The sequence below is a fragment of the Acidithiobacillus thiooxidans ATCC 19377 genome (assembly GCF_009662475.1).
In the GTDB taxonomy this organism is placed as follows: Bacteria; Pseudomonadota; Gammaproteobacteria; order Acidithiobacillales; family Acidithiobacillaceae; genus Acidithiobacillus; species Acidithiobacillus thiooxidans.
The window spans coordinates 1,098,595-1,112,049 of sequence record NZ_CP045571.1 but is presented as its reverse complement, the minus strand read 5'-3'; the positions used below and the strand labels follow the sequence as shown (position 1 = coordinate 1,112,049).

The 13,455-nt window shown below is 51.1% G+C and carries 19 protein-coding genes; 12 read left to right on the top strand and 7 right to left on the bottom strand.

Annotated elements, in window-relative coordinates; genetic code table 11:
* Positions 1-4: 4 nt before the first annotated feature.
* From flgG to flgB, 6 genes are read right to left on the bottom strand one after another with little or no spacing between them, the layout of a single operon-like run.
* The gene (gene flgG, locus GCD22_RS05805; RefSeq protein WP_024892681.1) at positions 5-790 is read right to left on the bottom strand and encodes a flagellar basal-body rod protein FlgG; all 786 of its coding nucleotides are present in this window, start codon (positions 788-790) and stop codon (positions 5-7) included.
* A gap of 20 nt (positions 791-810) precedes the next feature.
* Positions 811-1,551, bottom strand: coding sequence for a flagellar basal-body rod protein FlgF (flgF, locus tag GCD22_RS05800; RefSeq protein WP_031569779.1), 741 nt, complete (start codon positions 1,549-1,551; stop codon positions 811-813).
* An 11-nt stretch (positions 1,552-1,562) separates the two neighbouring features.
* Positions 1,563-2,804, bottom strand: coding sequence for a flagellar hook protein FlgE (gene flgE / locus GCD22_RS05795; protein WP_010640015.1), 1,242 nt, complete (start codon positions 2,802-2,804; stop codon positions 1,563-1,565).
* 12 nt (positions 2,805-2,816) lie between these two features.
* Positions 2,817-3,512: a flagellar hook assembly protein FlgD gene (locus tag GCD22_RS05790; protein WP_010640017.1), complete on the bottom strand. Its 696-nt coding sequence runs from the start codon at positions 3,510-3,512 to the stop codon at positions 2,817-2,819.
* Positions 3,513-3,514: 2 nt separating this feature from the next.
* Positions 3,515-3,931, bottom strand: coding sequence for a flagellar basal body rod protein FlgC (flgC, locus tag GCD22_RS05785; RefSeq protein WP_010640019.1), 417 nt, complete (start codon positions 3,929-3,931; stop codon positions 3,515-3,517).
* Positions 3,932-3,950: 19 nt separating this feature from the next.
* Positions 3,951-4,364: a flagellar basal body rod protein FlgB gene (gene flgB, locus GCD22_RS05780; protein ID WP_031569781.1), complete on the bottom strand. Its 414-nt coding sequence runs from the start codon at positions 4,362-4,364 to the stop codon at positions 3,951-3,953.
* Positions 4,365-4,671: 307 nt separating this feature from the next.
* On the opposite strand from flgB, the gene flgA reads away from it, so the two are divergent.
* The 5 genes from flgA to fliW all read left to right on the top strand — a co-directional run bounded on the left by flgA (position 4,672) and on the right by fliW (position 6,940).
* Positions 4,672-5,361: a flagellar basal body P-ring formation chaperone FlgA gene (gene flgA / locus GCD22_RS05775; protein WP_035209695.1), complete on the top strand. Its 690-nt coding sequence runs from the start codon at positions 4,672-4,674 to the stop codon at positions 5,359-5,361.
* A 97-nt stretch (positions 5,362-5,458) separates the two neighbouring features.
* Complete coding sequence (gene flgM, locus GCD22_RS05770; protein WP_024892677.1) at positions 5,459-5,803, top strand: flagellar biosynthesis anti-sigma factor FlgM; 345 nt, start codon at positions 5,459-5,461, stop codon at positions 5,801-5,803.
* 7 nt (positions 5,804-5,810) lie between these two features.
* Positions 5,811-6,200 carry a flagellar protein FlgN gene (locus GCD22_RS05765; protein ID WP_031569786.1) on the top strand — a complete coding sequence of 130 codons (390 nt, stop codon included), beginning with the start codon at positions 5,811-5,813 and terminating at the stop codon, positions 6,198-6,200.
* A gap of 3 nt (positions 6,201-6,203) precedes the next feature.
* Positions 6,204-6,467: a carbon storage regulator gene (locus GCD22_RS05760; protein ID WP_010640030.1), complete on the top strand. Its 264-nt coding sequence runs from the start codon at positions 6,204-6,206 to the stop codon at positions 6,465-6,467.
* Positions 6,467-6,940 carry a flagellar assembly protein FliW gene (gene fliW / locus GCD22_RS05755; protein WP_024892675.1) on the top strand — a complete coding sequence of 158 codons (474 nt, stop codon included), beginning with the start codon at positions 6,467-6,469 and terminating at the stop codon, positions 6,938-6,940. The genes GCD22_RS05760 and fliW overlap by 1 nt, the downstream gene beginning before the upstream one ends.
* On the opposite strand, the gene GCD22_RS05750 is transcribed toward fliW, so the two are convergent.
* Positions 6,920-7,663 (bottom strand): flagellar brake protein, encoded by a 744-nt coding sequence (locus GCD22_RS05750; RefSeq protein ID WP_024892674.1) that lies wholly within the window; start codon positions 7,661-7,663, stop codon positions 6,920-6,922. The two genes, fliW and GCD22_RS05750, sit on opposite strands and share 21 nt — an antisense overlap.
* 211 nt (positions 7,664-7,874) lie before the next feature.
* Here GCD22_RS05750 and motD point away from each other — a divergent pair, with 211 nt between their 5' ends.
* The 7 genes from motD (at position 7,875) to GCD22_RS18405 (ending at position 13,448) form a co-directional block, all read left to right on the top strand.
* Entirely contained in the window at positions 7,875-8,720 is an 846-nt protein-coding gene (gene motD / locus GCD22_RS05745; protein ID WP_031569790.1) for a flagellar motor protein MotD, read from the top strand.
* A 372-nt stretch (positions 8,721-9,092) separates the two neighbouring features.
* On the top strand, positions 9,093-9,509 hold the full coding sequence (gene cheY / locus GCD22_RS05740; protein WP_010640349.1) for a chemotaxis response regulator CheY: 417 nt from the start codon (positions 9,093-9,095) through the stop codon (positions 9,507-9,509).
* Positions 9,509-10,000, top strand: a complete 492-nt coding sequence (locus GCD22_RS05735) for a protein phosphatase CheZ (protein ID WP_031569802.1) — start codon at positions 9,509-9,511, stop codon at positions 9,998-10,000. Before cheY ends, GCD22_RS05735 begins: the two co-directional genes overlap by 1 nt.
* Before the next feature lie 5 nt (positions 10,001-10,005).
* The gene (locus GCD22_RS05730) at positions 10,006-12,102 is read left to right on the top strand and encodes a chemotaxis protein CheA (protein WP_081577548.1); all 2,097 of its coding nucleotides are present in this window, start codon (positions 10,006-10,008) and stop codon (positions 12,100-12,102) included.
* A complete protein-coding gene (locus GCD22_RS05725) occupies positions 12,102-12,722 on the top strand; it encodes a hypothetical protein (protein WP_031569810.1) in 621 nt (206 codons plus the stop codon). Before GCD22_RS05730 ends, GCD22_RS05725 begins: the two co-directional genes overlap by 1 nt.
* On the top strand, positions 12,700-13,218 hold the full coding sequence (locus GCD22_RS05720; protein WP_244947587.1) for an oxygen-binding di-iron domain-containing protein: 519 nt from the start codon (positions 12,700-12,702) through the stop codon (positions 13,216-13,218). Before GCD22_RS05725 ends, GCD22_RS05720 begins: the two co-directional genes overlap by 23 nt.
* Before the next feature lie 71 nt (positions 13,219-13,289).
* Positions 13,290-13,448: an oxygen-binding di-iron domain-containing protein gene (locus GCD22_RS18405; RefSeq protein WP_244947586.1), complete on the top strand. Its 159-nt coding sequence runs from the start codon at positions 13,290-13,292 to the stop codon at positions 13,446-13,448.
* The last annotated feature ends 7 nt before the right edge of the window (positions 13,449-13,455 follow it).

Genomic DNA, 13,455 nt, shown 5'->3' with positions numbered 1-13,455 from the left:
AGCCTCACAAATTCTGGGTGAGATACCCGAGCATGGAATCCGAAGTGGATACCGCCTTGCTGTTGATTTCGTAGGCACGCTGCGTGGCGATCATATCCACCAATTCCGACACCACATTGACATTGGAAGATTCCAGGTAGCCCTGCTGCACAGAACCCAAACCATTGAGGGTGGGCTGTCCCGTTTGCGGCGCGCCGGAAGATCCCGTCTGCAAATACAGGTTGTCGCCAATACTTTGCAGGCCGGTGGGATTGATAAAATTGGCGAGCTGGATGCTACCCACCTGCTGAGGTTGGGCCTGCCCCGGCAGCACCACCGAAACAGTCCCGTCACTACCAATCGTAATGCTTTGGGCATTGGGTGGAATGGTTACCGGTGGCTGCAACAGATAACCGTTGGAGGTGACCAGTTGCCCCTGATTATTCATCTGAAAAGTACCATCCCTGCTGTAAGCAATGGTCCCGTTGGGCTGCATGATCTGGAAAAAGCCCTGGCCATTGATCCCCACATCCAGCGCATTGCCGGTCTGGGTCAAGTTGCCCTGGGTCATCAGGCGTTCCGTGGAAACGACGCGCACCCCGGTGCCAAGCTGAAGTCCTGAGGGATATTGGGTAGTCTGCGAAGACTGCGCACCCGGTTGCCGCAGATTCTGGTAGAGCAAATCCTGAAAAACTGCGCGGGACTGCTTGAATCCGGTGGTGTTGACGTTCGCCAGATTGTTGGCAATAACGTCCATTTTGGTCTGTTCACCTTCCAGGCCAGTCGCTGCTACATAAAGAGAACGCATCATGATTTATTGCTCCTGATTGTTCATGACAACACCAGCAATTGATTGGCACTTTGCCGATCCTGGGAAATGGTTTGCATCAACTTGGTCTGCATATCAAACTGGCGGGTATCTTCGAGCATCTGAATCATCGCATTGACCGGATTCACATTACTGCCTTCCAACGCTCCAGGCTCAAGCACCACATTGCCATCTTCAGCTGCCGGTTTGCCATCACTATTCTGAAATAGTCCATCGGGATTTTTCTGCAAGCCTTTTTCCGAAGGATTCACCAGCTTGATCTGGTTGATTGTGACAACAGCATTGGGTTGACTGCCTACCGGCACCCCGGAAATCACCCCGTCACTGCCAATGACCAGAGACTGCATCGGCGGCAGGGAAATAGGCGAGCCATTCACACCCAGCATCGGATGCCCGGTCGCGGTCATGAGGATACCCTGGCCGTTGAGTTGCAGATTCCCGTCCCGGGTGTAAGCTTCCTTGCCATCAGGCCCCTGAACAGTCAGCCAGCCCTGGCCATTCACCGCCACGTCCAGAGGCCGTCCGGTGCGTACTACGGGGCCTGACTGAAAATTCACACTGGGGGTTTCCGTAGCCGTATAGGCGCGGGTCGGTAAACCTTGCCCATACACCGGCAAGGCACTGAACTGGGCTTCATCCGCACGATATCCGGTGGTATTGGCATTAGCCAGATTATTCGCCGTAACCGTCTGCTTTTGCAGAATGGCATTGGCGCCACTCATGGCAATGTAAAGGGTATCCATGACTTATCCTCTTACAAACTCAAGAGCGTCTGTACTACCGTATTCTGGGTTTTAATAGTCTGGGCATTGGCCTGATAAGCCTGCTGCGCCACAATCAGATTCACCAGATCCTTGGAAATATCCACATTGGACTGTTCCACCGCCCCGGCCTGTAAAACGCCCAGATTGGAACTGCCAGGGCCACCGGAAAGGGGTTGTCCCGAAACATAGGTTTCTGCCCAATAGTTATTGCCGAGATTTTGCAAACCATTATTATCGGGGAATCGGGTCAGGCTGATTTGTCCCATGAGTTGGGATTCACCATTGCTATAACGCCCGAAAATATTGCCCCCAGAGTCAATGGAAAGTCCGGATAATTGCCCGGCACTATAACCGTTACTGTTGTTGGTGATCACGGAATTGGGAGAATTATAATTGGTGCTGCCACTGAAATTGACAGCAATGCTACTCGGAGCTGCGCCATCAGCCCAAGAAATAGAAATAGGTGTAGAAGTTGAGCTGGTTTCCTGACCATAAGCATTAAATTGCAAGGTTCCAACGCCACTAGTAGTAATGCCACTGGCACCAGTAGTTCCCGTTACCGAGTAATCCACATTCCAGGTTTGCCCGGATGTTGTCGTACCTGAACCGCTTTGCAATTGATAATAAGTGGTCAACAACTGCGGAGTACCCAGACTATCGTAAACCGTCGTTGTGGTCGAATAATTATAGGTACTTGGATCATTAATATTGATATTACCGCTGATGGGGGTATTGGTTGAATCCAGGTTCAAGCCCAAGCTCAAGGTAGATGTTGCCTGTGGGGCTATGGCATTCTGATTGATGGTCAAGGGGCCGCTGGCACCGGTCAGTTTACCATTTTGCGCCTGAATCCCGATCAGTTCTCCACCGTTGGCGTCCACAATAACGCCGTTTTTATTCAGTTGAAACTGTCCATTACGGCCATAAACTGTTGAACCATTATAGTTGAACTGAAAAAAACCATTGCCGTTAATGGCAACATCCAGAGGATTACTGGTTGTTTCAATATTACCCTGAGTAAACTGTTGGGCGATGGTTTGCACGGTAGTACCAATACCTACCTGCCCGTCAGTTGGTGCTGTATTGGCCATGGCTGAAGCATAGGCATCAGCAAACTCGGCATTGGAGCTTTTAAATCCTACCGTATTGGCATTGGATATGTTATTACCCAGAGTCTGCAAATCCGTATTAGCTGCCTGTAATCCACTTAACGCTGTATTGAATGCACCCATTTTGCAAACTCCTTAAATAATATTCTGTACAGAGCTGAACGGCACCGAGCCTTGTTGCCCCTGTAACTGCAGGGTAGGACCGGAACTTCCCAAAGTAACGCCATTCACCACGCCAAACATGTAGGGTGTAGTCGTGACTGCATCCCCATTGGCATCGGCGGCCTGTACCGAAAACTGATAATTTCCTGACGGCAAAGCGCTCCCATTGGCGCCTTCTCCATTCCAGCTAAAAGTCTGCATTCCCGAAGACTGTGCACCCTGAGGTAAAACCGCCAGCGTCTGACCGGCGCTGTTTTGTACCAGCACGTCCACTGCACTGGCGGCGCTGCCCAGATTATAAGCCCCATTGGCACTGCCGCTGCTCAAGGTCAACTGATTCCCTGAAGTAGTGACCGACTTGCCAATCAGGGAAGCAGCCTGCAATCCCTGGTTCTGATTGATTTGATCCATGAGAGAACTCAGCGAACCCTGAATGGCCTGGACGCCATTGGCCATGCTGAATTGTGCCAGCTGTGAAGATAAATCCTGATTACTGAGTGGGTTCAGGGGGTCCTGATTGGTGAGCTGGGTAACCAGAAGATTGTAAAAGGTGCTTTCGCTGGCAAGGCCACTGGCTCCGCTGCTGGCTGTACCTGAGCTACTTGCCGAACTGGTCTGCAACGACTGATAAAAAGGATTGACGCTGGATGTCAGAGAATTGACGCTCATGTTCAGGCTCCAAGGCTAAGGGTTTTCTGCAAAAGGGATTTCGTGGTGTTCATCACATTCACATTGGCCTGATAGGCCCGCGAAGCCGAAATCATGTTGACCATTTCATCGACGGGATTCACGTTGGGCATTTTGACGTAGCCTTCTTTATCCGCCAGCGGATTCCCCGGTTGATAGACCATTTTGAATGGCCCGGGTTTACTGATGACCCCGGCCACCCGTACGCCATTGACTCCGGCGGGAGCGCCAGCATTGGCAAAAGGTTGCGCGGCAAAAACCACTTCCCGGGCCCGGTAGGGTTGACCATCTGAACTGGTTGCCGAATTGGCATTGGCCATATTACTGGCGACCACATTAAGCCGATAACTTTGGGCAGTCAGGGCCGAGCTCGCTACATCCAAAACTGAAAACAATGACATAAGTCTTACTCCTGCATGTTTAAGCGGTTGTTCCCGTAATGGCCGAGGTCAAGGTTTTAATTTTTCCGGTCAAAAAGGTCAGGTCGGCCTGGTAACGCACGCTGTTTTGCAAAAAATCTGCCTGTTCTCGATTCATATCCACCGAATTATTATCCAGTCCTACCTGGCTGCCACGTTGATATTGCACAAAAGCAGCCATGCTCGCGTTATTGCCGGTTTCAGAAAATTGCCGGTTACTGTCAGTCGTCAATGGTAAACTGCCTTTATCACCCGCCTGAACGGCTTGCATCACCTGAGCAAACGGAATATCTACGGCCCGATAATTGGGCGTGTTGGCATTGGCGATATTGGCTGACACCAGTTGCTGCCGGTAACCCGTAACCTTAAGCGCCGCAGCCAAAGGATCCAGAGCCTGATCTAACAATCCCGACATTGTCGTGAGCCCCTTAAAATTATTCACAATCACCTTAAAGCAACATACATGCCAAAAATTATCCCGTGATTACCCCTTCATTACGCATGCTACACGGCAGAATAAAGCCGCCCCGCTTCAGTCCTCAGGACACAACCGGCAAAAAAATGCCGCTCAACCATTCCCGCTGCGCGCATTCAGAAACCACTGGACGAAATAACCTCCTTAAAAGTCTGGCGCATTATTTGCTTTGCTTGTTGACTAACACCCTATTTACACGAGGTGCCCCGGGGTTATGAAGCTCAGTTTCACAAACAGCATAAAATCTATGGTTGCCAGCTTGCTGCTCGCGGCGATATCCGCCATGGTCAGCCCCTGCGCTCAGGCTGCCGTAGAAAACCCCGCAACCATTCGTGAGGTGGTTCGGAATTTTGTGCGGGCGCATTTACCTGATCAATCAGCGGATGTTCATATTCAATTGGACGGACCGGCCCCGGGTATTCATTTTCCAGCCTGCAGCAAGTTGAAAGTGGCATATTTTGGTTATAGCAACCCCTATGGCAACCAAACCGTACAAGTCCACTGTCAGTCGCCCTCCCCCTGGCAGTTATATTTACCCGTACAAATCCAAATGGATCAGAGTGTCGTCATTGCCTCCCGGCCACTATCTGCCGGATCCATTCTGCAGGCTGGAGATCTGGCTGTCGTACGCAGGGATACCAGTGGTTTGGGGGGCAACACCTTAAATTCGCCCCAGGAAGCCATCGGTAAAATTCTGCGATTCGGAACATTAGCCGGACAACCTATTACTACGAGCATGCTGAATGCCCCTGATGTGGTCCATGCAGGGGAGCAGGTAACTCTTTATGCCGAAGGCAATGGGATTCGTATTGCCACCATCGCCGACGCCATTGAAAGCGGTCGCCCCGGACAAAGCATCATGGTCAGAAACCTGCAGTCAGGTCGCGTAATCCGGGGGACAGTAACCGCACAAGGGCATGTCGTGGTAGACTTTTAGGCCAATTCAGAGTAGTTCATTGACTGTTTCGCTTTAGTTTTTAATCTGATGTGTCGTAGTAGTGACTATGGCAGCAGATACGTTAGGAGATAAGCGCATGAATCCCATCAATCCATATTCTGGATCACTTGCAGGAATACCGACTGCAGACACGCGGAGTAACACCGACAAAGCAGTGAGTGGGTCCACCCCAGACTCCGGTAAATCTTCCGGACAAGCTCTTGCCCCGAGCACTGTTGCACAGGATCATCTCACGCTTTCACCGCAGGCGCGGCAATTGATGGCTGCTCAGGATACGCACATTGGTCATACGGATCAGCTCGCTCACATCAAGGCCGCCATATCCAACGGAACCTATCAGATTTCTCCCCTCAAAATTGGCCAGGGCCTGACCCAGGATAATCAGCAGTTCATGCCTGCAAGTACCAACAAGTCAGCCTGAGCCGATCATGGATCTCAAAGATTCGACTGATTCTCAGGAAAGCATGCTGCTCGAACAATTGCAGGCCTTACTGGATGACGAGACTGAGTGCCTGAAATCAGGTCAGATGGCAGAACTCCAGCGAATTGCCACTGAAAAAATGCGCTGTTTTGCCGACATTCAGAGTTGCATGACAGCAGCAAGCCAACCTTCAAAAAATTCATCCGCTGATGCGCATTTACGCAATTTATTAAACGAAATCATGCGTAAAAACCAACTAAATGGTCAGATTATCAGCGCATTGCAACGCTTTAATCAGGGCGCCTGGGAAATTTTTTTCGGTGCACAGCCCGCCACATACTCAGGCCTGGGTACTGCAAAATCATCAGCTGAACGCCATTTGATCGGGAGCGCCTGAATCGTGCTGGTTCTTACCAGACGACGCGGTCAGGCCATATGTATTGGTGACAATATTCGTATTGTAGTGACCCGTATTGAGGACGGGCAGGTCCGCCTGGGCATAGAAAGCAGTGACAATGTCACCATTTTACGTGAAGAATTACTGGAAACCGTCAAACAGGCCAACCAGTCCGCTCTAAGCTCGGCCCCGGAAGCATTCAATCACTGGCTGAATCAACAGCCCAAAGCCGTTGATGATATTGGCAATACAAAGGACAAAGCCTGATGAAAACCTATGATACCCGATTCGGCCCATTTTCTATTGCCGACGAGGAAGTATGGCACTGTATTGCGCCCATGCCAGGCTTTACCGACTTGCAACGCTTTGCTTTACTACATCTTCCCAGTCAAGGGCCATTTGTCTGGTTACAGTCACTGGATGAAGCGTTGATCACTTTTTTACTGGTTGCTCCCGAACACTTCAATATACGGTATTCCCAGGTTCCGCATTTTGCCAAAACGTCAGGGGTACCCATGGTAATGGTGATACTACCCCATACGGAAAACGGCACACTCCAAAGTAACTCGCTGGCCCCGCTTTATTTTCTCCCGGAAACCAGACAGTTTGGACAATGGATTGTAGAACATCATGAAGTGCCTAGTGGACCATTAAGTGATGTACACCTACCACCGGCTGAACTTCAAGCTCAGATTATTGTTCCCATTCAGGATCAATCCCTAGCGACTGGCACGGCGTAGGCATTCCCGATCATAACGTAGCGTGTACTGAATGATTTTATCCTCCAGCGCAACGGGCAAATGAATAAACGCCAAACCTAACTGCTGAACCCCGCCTTGGGTGTAAATTCCTGGCCCCAGATGACAGACCTTAGCCTCCACTGAACAGGCTTGCCCCTGAAACTTAAACTGAACCTGGGCCAGGAGTTCACCCTGAGTCACCGGATAGTCCTGTGGAGCGGTGATGGCGATACGCATACCACCGGCACCAATATCCACACATTCACCCTCTACAGCCCTTGCTCCATAACGTTTTAATAATACAGAAGTTTTATTGGACGAATCGACTACTGCACGCAATGTACTGCGCCTTTGCCATTGAAAAACCATTTCGGGTCGCTGGATACGAATGGCCGCAAACCGCTGCCAGATAAGTTGCTCTACAACCACCGTCTGAAAACCAAGGGGCAAGGCATCGTCAGTCCACAGCAGCAGGTCTTCGCCGGCGAGCGCATAAGCATTAGCCGCATCCGGCGTCAGAGCATCCAGAATCAGGCTCTCATGAAGCGCATCATCATACAGCAGAGCGGCGTGCCCCATGAAAGTGCCGGGTTGACCTACCAGGACCTGCATGTTTTGCTGATTTTTCACCAGGAACTGGAGTGCGCGATCGCACGCTGCTTTTAACGTCAAACGATTGGCATCTACAAACAGTTTATCCAACCGGGTTTCACCATTGACCATGACTGCTTCCTTCTCACATCTATCCATATGTCAAAAATTTGACAAATCCAGTAAGGTTGGCCCTGTATTGACGACCTTTCAGCAGAATTCATGCCGCTTCACAGCCAGCCTGATCAGGCATAAATCTCGCTTATTTTTCGAGCGGACGCTGTAAACGCAAAAAACCGACTATTTAATGGCTGAGTGTATAGAGAACACAGGAGAATATGGGATGGCACGCAAAAAGAAAGCAGAAGAGGAATGGGAAAACCACGAACGATGGTTGGTCTCCTACGCCGACTTCATTACCCTGCTTTTCGCATTTTTTGTGGTCATGTATGCCATTTCTTCAGTAAATGAAGGAAAATACAAGGTATTATCAAAAACTCTGGTATCCGCCTTTAGTGGTCAACCCTGGTCACCCGTCCCGATACGATCGGATACCAATAGCCTGACCCAAACCCCGGTAGCCCTGCCGGCATTACCGAAAGTAGCCACCCTGGACCCGGTTCCCCATGTGCAGCAAGGTCAGGTATCACCCCGAGCGCATGAACCCAAACCCCAGGCAAATCCGGAAATGCAAAAAATTGAGGCGCAAATGAAGGCCTTACTCAAGCCATTGATTGATCAGGGTAGCGTGGCCATCCATCGCAGCAATTTGGGAGTAGTCATTGACTTGAATGCGAAGATTCTCTTTCCATCAGCGCAGGCACAACTCAGCGGTAATGCGCGCAGCACCTTAGGTAATATCGCCAAAGTTCTGGCGCAGGTACCTTATCAAATCCAGGTGAACGGCTTCACGAACGACCTGCCCATCCGTACCCCACAATTTGCCTCCAACTGGGCACTATCTGCAGCGCGGGCCGTATCCGTCGTCGAACTTTTTATTGAGCATGGGGTCAACCCGCATCATCTGGTTGCTGCCGGATATGGCAAGTACCACCCTGTAGCATCCAATAATACCGCCAAGGGTCTGGTCATGAATCGTCGTGTGAGTATCGTGGTGGTCGCTCCTCAAAACCCCAGCAAGGCAGGAACAGACCCGATCATGGCAGGCAACATCAGCCAGCGCGGCTGATTGCCTATGTAAGCATTCTTTAACCTAAAAACGGCAGTTGCCGTGGGTGCTTTTTGCTCCCTTGTTCTTCGCCTGTTGTTCTACGGCTCATCCTGCTGTCAGGAGAGAACTCGCCCTGCGGGCTCAAACAGCTCTCCTGACGGACGCAGGATTTCGCCAAGAACAACAACGGCTCGAAACAAAAGTCGCTACAAAGCACCCACGGCAACTGCCGTTTTTAGATTTGGATTTAACCAACCGGCTTTAGTTTTCCTGGAGATGTGCCGTATTGAAAAGCAGAACATCTGCACTACTCCATCCAGACAGGTGGTACAGGAATTGCTTTTCCGTATGCAACGGATGGAGTACGACTCAAGGAGGAGATCAGCATTTATGGGTATTGATCAGGTCGACAAGGGCATCCACATTTTAGTGGTGGATGACTTCTCTACGATGCGGCGCATTGTACGCAATTTGTTACGCGAACTCGGTTTCAGCAATTTTGATGAAGCTGAGGACGGCGTTCAGGCACTACAGAAACTGCACAGCAGACCCTTTGATTTCGTTGTTTCCGACTGGAACATGCCCAATATGCAGGGAATTGATCTGCTGCGTGCCATCCGTTCAGATCCACAACTCAAACATATTCCGGTACTCATGGTCACCGCTGAAGCCAAACGCGAAAACATCCTGGAAGCAGCCCAAGCCGGAGTCAACGGTTACATCGTCAAGCCTTTTACGGCCGACACCCTGAAAGAAAAGCTGGATAGCGTGTTCAAGCGTCTTCAGGCGGCTCAGGGAGGCCAGTGATGACCACACAAAATCCGCTGGATCCTAATCGTCTGCTCAGTGAGGCCGAGTTACTGCTGCGTGAAGGCCTGAAGCGAATCGCCAATACTGCCGAAGAAAATTTGTCCGGTGCACAAAACCCTCTGGAAGAAGCACTGCGCTTAACCGAAGAGCAGACTATGGCCACTCTTGCCGCTGTCGAAAGAGCGCAAGATGCGGTAACCATCATTCGCAACACGCACAATAGTTATATCGATGAGCCCCTAAAGCATATTGAAAGCGCCCTGCTCGTTATTCTGGCCAGCCAACAGGGGCAGGATCTTGCCGGTCAACGGCTGAAAAAAGCCATCACCCTGCTTCAGGCCGTTGAAGAACGTATCCGCCTTACTCTGGCAGAAGCGGGTATGGAATCAGCCAGTGATATCACAGAGGAAAACGCCGCAACTGCCGAGGCTAATCCCAGCATCAATCAGGAAGAAGTGGATAGCTTGCTGGCAGAACTGGGGATCTAAAAAGCATGGATATGGAAATTCTGCAGGATTACTTGCCGGAAGCTCGGGAACTCCTCGAAAAAGCTCAGGACGACACCCTGCGTCTGGAATCCGATCCGAACAATGATGAGGTGCTCGCCTCCGTCTTCCGGGCTTTTCATACCCTCAAAGGGGGTGCCGGATTTCTCGAAGCCGATCATCTCGTCAGTTGGACCCATCATCTGGAAGATCTGCTGGACAAGCTGCGTTCCCATACCCTGGTCGTTAATGGAGCGATGATTGATGCCATCCTGCGCGGCCTTGACGTGATTGATGACATGCTGCAACAGCTTGCCTGTGGAGAATATCCCGGGCCAGGACCAGAAGAACTCGGCCAGCTTATTCAGGAACTGGCAGCAGGAAAACGCGCAGAGCAAGTTTCTGTAAATGGACCGATCGAAAGTGACGCAACACCTTCCAACCCCTTTCCTCCGGAAGCCACGCTATTGGTCAGCCAGCGACCCACAGCTGCTGGTGAATCTGGACTGTTCCTGGAACGCACGGAATCCGCATCTTCCAGCGAGACTGCAGCGGATGAAATTACCGACGCAGAATTTGAGGCCACTCTGGACGCTCTTTATGGAAACAAGGCCCCAGGGGTTACCAGTGCGTCCGATTCCGGCCAATTGAACAGTGACGAAATTTCGCCGGAAGAGTTTGAGCAGGTGCTGGATCAACTTTACGGCCAGCAAGCTCCAGGATATGAACAACCCGCCCTTACCGCAACCGTTTCTGCAAGTTCGATAGATTCAGAAAAAGCCACTGCCGAGATTGCTCCGCCAACACAATCAGTCAGCACAACGACCAATCCATCCTCGGAAGCAACCAATGCAAGCAAAGCAGCCCCCCCCGCACGCAGCGCCGCCGCTGCGCAAGAAGCAGCCGATACTACATTGCGCGTCGATGCCGCCCGTCTGGACGCCGTAATGAATCAGGTGGGTGAACTGGTTTTGCTCCGTAACCGACTGAGTTCTGCCATCGGCAGCCTGGGCGAAGAAAATGAAGACATGCTGCGCATCGCACGCGAAGTGGACATCACCGTCAACGACATTCAAAGCACCGTCATGCGTCTGCGTATGCAACCCTGCAAGCGTCTGTTTCAGCAGTTGCCCAGAGTAGTCCGGGACACTTCCCGGCAACTCGGCAAAGAAGTTGCGCTCGAAATTGTGGGCGAAGACGTTGAAATCGACAAAGCTGTGGTCGATGCACTATCTGGTCCTATGACCCATTTGCTCCGTAACAGTCTCGACCATGGCGTTGAGTTACCTGCAGATCGCCAGGCCGCAGGGAAGGCGCGCAGTGCCAAAATCAGAGTTGCTGCTATTCATTTGGGCGATAAGGTGCGTATTGAAGTCTCCGATGACGGGCGCGGCATTGACAGTCAGTTTGTTACCCGGAAAGCCGTGGATAAAGGAGTCATCACTGCAGAGCAGGCGGCGCGCCTCTCGGAACAGGAAGCGGTTGAACTGATTTTCCGCCCCGGATTTTCTACCAATGATCAGGTTACCGACATTTCCGGACGAGGTGTCGGCATGGATGTGGTCAAGGAAACTGTTCGCAAGCTGCGTGGGCGCCTGGATATTCAGACCAAACCGGGTTTAGGCACAAGTATTTCCATGGAGTTTCCTTTGACCATGGCGGTACTACCCGTGCTTTACCTGCGTTTGCGGCGGGAAATCTACGCGCTTCCGGTATCCAGCATCGAAAGTCTGCTGGACATCCAGGAAAGCCGGATTCATCGCATGAGTGGTCGCAGTGTCTATCGGGTAGACGGTACTGAAGTCATCCCCATGGTCGATCTCGGCAGACTTCTTCATGATCGCCCCCTCCGTTTAGGATCAGAACCGATAGAGGGGATATTGACAGAGCGGGGTTTGATTATGGTTTCTGAAGTGCTTGGAAACGAGGACTCTGTGGTCAAACCCATTGATTTCCTCGCTGAGCAGAACTGGTACCAGGGCGCTACCATTTCCGGAAAAGGTAATGTCGTGCTGATTCTCGATGCCGGCGCCCTGGCTAACCATGTTATTGATCATGGTGGAGATTCGACCATAATCAATGTTTCCTGTAAGGGAGCTGCCTGATGGATATTCAGCACATCATGAGGGTCGTAGACGCGTCCTTTGCAGCACGGCAAAGTATCGAAAAGGCATTGCGTGAAATTGACCGGCGCGCACTTAATGCCATGGTGCTGGTCAAGCGTCATGGTAACGCCTTGGCCGGTTATGGCGTGGTAGCCCAGGCCTTCCGGGAAAGAGCAGCCATTTTAAAGACATCAGCCTCCCATCTTCAGGAAAGTATCGCGCCACTCATTGAAGCTTATATGCGCATTTTGCAGCATCAGCGCTTTGCTCAATCATTCCAGGAAATGCTGAGTGACAGCCCGATCCATGGCAAGGCTTGTCCCAACCTGATCAGCACCCAGAACACCTGGCAAAAAGTTATTCAGCAGGAAGAAGTCGAAGCTGTCAAAATTTTGGGCCATCTCCTGGAAACCGTTCAGCAACTTCAAGAAGGTATTGAAGAACAAGAATATGTAGTCACCAACGGCCGGATCGAAGCGGCACTTGCAGAAAGAACCGGAGCTCCGCTGATGCGGGTTTCCAGAGACATGGGCGAAGCCGTCCGCACCGTCGCGCAGGCGATTCGCAGCTATCGCCATCAATTGGAGAGTCTGGAACATGAAAGCAGCACCCGTCTTTGAAGCAGGCAGCCATCGCTGGTGGATCATTTACGATCAGGACGAACATCGGGTCATTGATTCCAATGTTTACGTCATCGAATCGAACGGACAAAGCATCATTCTGGATCCAGGCGGATTTGAGATTTTTCCCCAGGTCTTTGCAGCCATGGTGGAAGTCATTCCGCCTTCCAGCCTGAAAGCAGCCTTTGTTTCACATCAGGACCCCGATATTGCTTCCAGCTTGCCGCTATGGCATGCCTGTAACGATAAAATGGAATGGCACGTTCCCAAGCTATGGGAAGGTTTTATACGTCATTATGGTGCGCTCGATGCCCCACTGCAAAACATTCCTGATGAGGGCGGAGATGTGATGATTGGAGGGCGGCGCCTGGAGTTTATACCGGCTCACTACCTGCATTCTTCAGCTAATTTTCATGTTTATGATCCAGAGGCAAAAATTTTGTTTTCCGGTGATGTGGGTGCCGCATTATTACCCCCGGTCATGACGCATGGGTAGACCGACGCGATAAAACCGGGCGCGCTTTTGAAGAACATATCAAAAAAGCCAAATATTTTCATGAACGCTGGATGCCTTCCAATGCCGCCAAGAAAAACTGGATAGAGCGGGTGAGTCAATTAGATATACAACATCTCTGCCCACAGCATGGGGCTATTTATAGTGGCGATAATGTTAAGCGCTTTCTGGACTGGTTCGACAAAATCAATGTCGGTACCGGGATCAATTAACCATTAA

Excerpts from the sequence above, each read along its gene's own strand:
- GCD22_RS18405 (WP_244947586.1), top strand. The coding sequence starts at position 13,290 with ATGCCTTCCAATGCCGCCAAGAAAAACTGGATAGAGCGGGTGAGTCAA.
- flgA (WP_035209695.1), top strand. The coding sequence starts at position 4,672 with ATGGTTGCCAGCTTGCTGCTCGCGGCGATATCCGCCATGGTCAGCCCC.
- motD (WP_031569790.1), top strand. The coding sequence starts at position 7,875 with ATGGCACGCAAAAAGAAAGCAGAAGAGGAATGGGAAAACCACGAACGA.
- GCD22_RS05720 (WP_244947587.1), top strand. The coding sequence starts at position 12,700 with ATGAAAGCAGCACCCGTCTTTGAAGCAGGCAGCCATCGCTGGTGGATC.
- flgF (WP_031569779.1), bottom strand. The coding sequence starts at position 1,551 with ATGGATACCCTTTACATTGCCATGAGTGGCGCCAATGCCATTCTGCAA.
- GCD22_RS05725 (WP_031569810.1), top strand. The coding sequence starts at position 12,102 with ATGGATATTCAGCACATCATGAGGGTCGTAGACGCGTCCTTTGCAGCA.
- fliW (WP_024892675.1), top strand. The coding sequence starts at position 6,467 with ATGAAAACCTATGATACCCGATTCGGCCCATTTTCTATTGCCGACGAG.
- GCD22_RS05730 (WP_081577548.1), top strand. The coding sequence starts at position 10,006 with ATGGATATGGAAATTCTGCAGGATTACTTGCCGGAAGCTCGGGAACTC.
- flgE (WP_010640015.1), bottom strand. The coding sequence starts at position 2,804 with ATGGGTGCATTCAATACAGCGTTAAGTGGATTACAGGCAGCTAATACG.
- flgB (WP_031569781.1), bottom strand. The coding sequence starts at position 4,364 with ATGTCGGGATTGTTAGATCAGGCTCTGGATCCTTTGGCTGCGGCGCTT.
- GCD22_RS05735 (WP_031569802.1), top strand. The coding sequence starts at position 9,509 with ATGACCACACAAAATCCGCTGGATCCTAATCGTCTGCTCAGTGAGGCC.
- GCD22_RS05750 (WP_024892674.1), bottom strand. The coding sequence starts at position 7,663 with ATGGTCAATGGTGAAACCCGGTTGGATAAACTGTTTGTAGATGCCAAT.
- cheY (WP_010640349.1), top strand. The coding sequence starts at position 9,093 with ATGGGTATTGATCAGGTCGACAAGGGCATCCACATTTTAGTGGTGGAT.
- flgG (WP_024892681.1), bottom strand. The coding sequence starts at position 790 with ATGATGCGTTCTCTTTATGTAGCAGCGACTGGCCTGGAAGGTGAACAG.
- GCD22_RS05765 (WP_031569786.1), top strand. The coding sequence starts at position 5,811 with ATGGATCTCAAAGATTCGACTGATTCTCAGGAAAGCATGCTGCTCGAA.
- flgM (WP_024892677.1), top strand. The coding sequence starts at position 5,459 with ATGAATCCCATCAATCCATATTCTGGATCACTTGCAGGAATACCGACT.
- flgC (WP_010640019.1), bottom strand. The coding sequence starts at position 3,931 with ATGTCATTGTTTTCAGTTTTGGATGTAGCGAGCTCGGCCCTGACTGCC.
- GCD22_RS05790 (WP_010640017.1), bottom strand. The coding sequence starts at position 3,512 with ATGAGCGTCAATTCTCTGACATCCAGCGTCAATCCTTTTTATCAGTCG.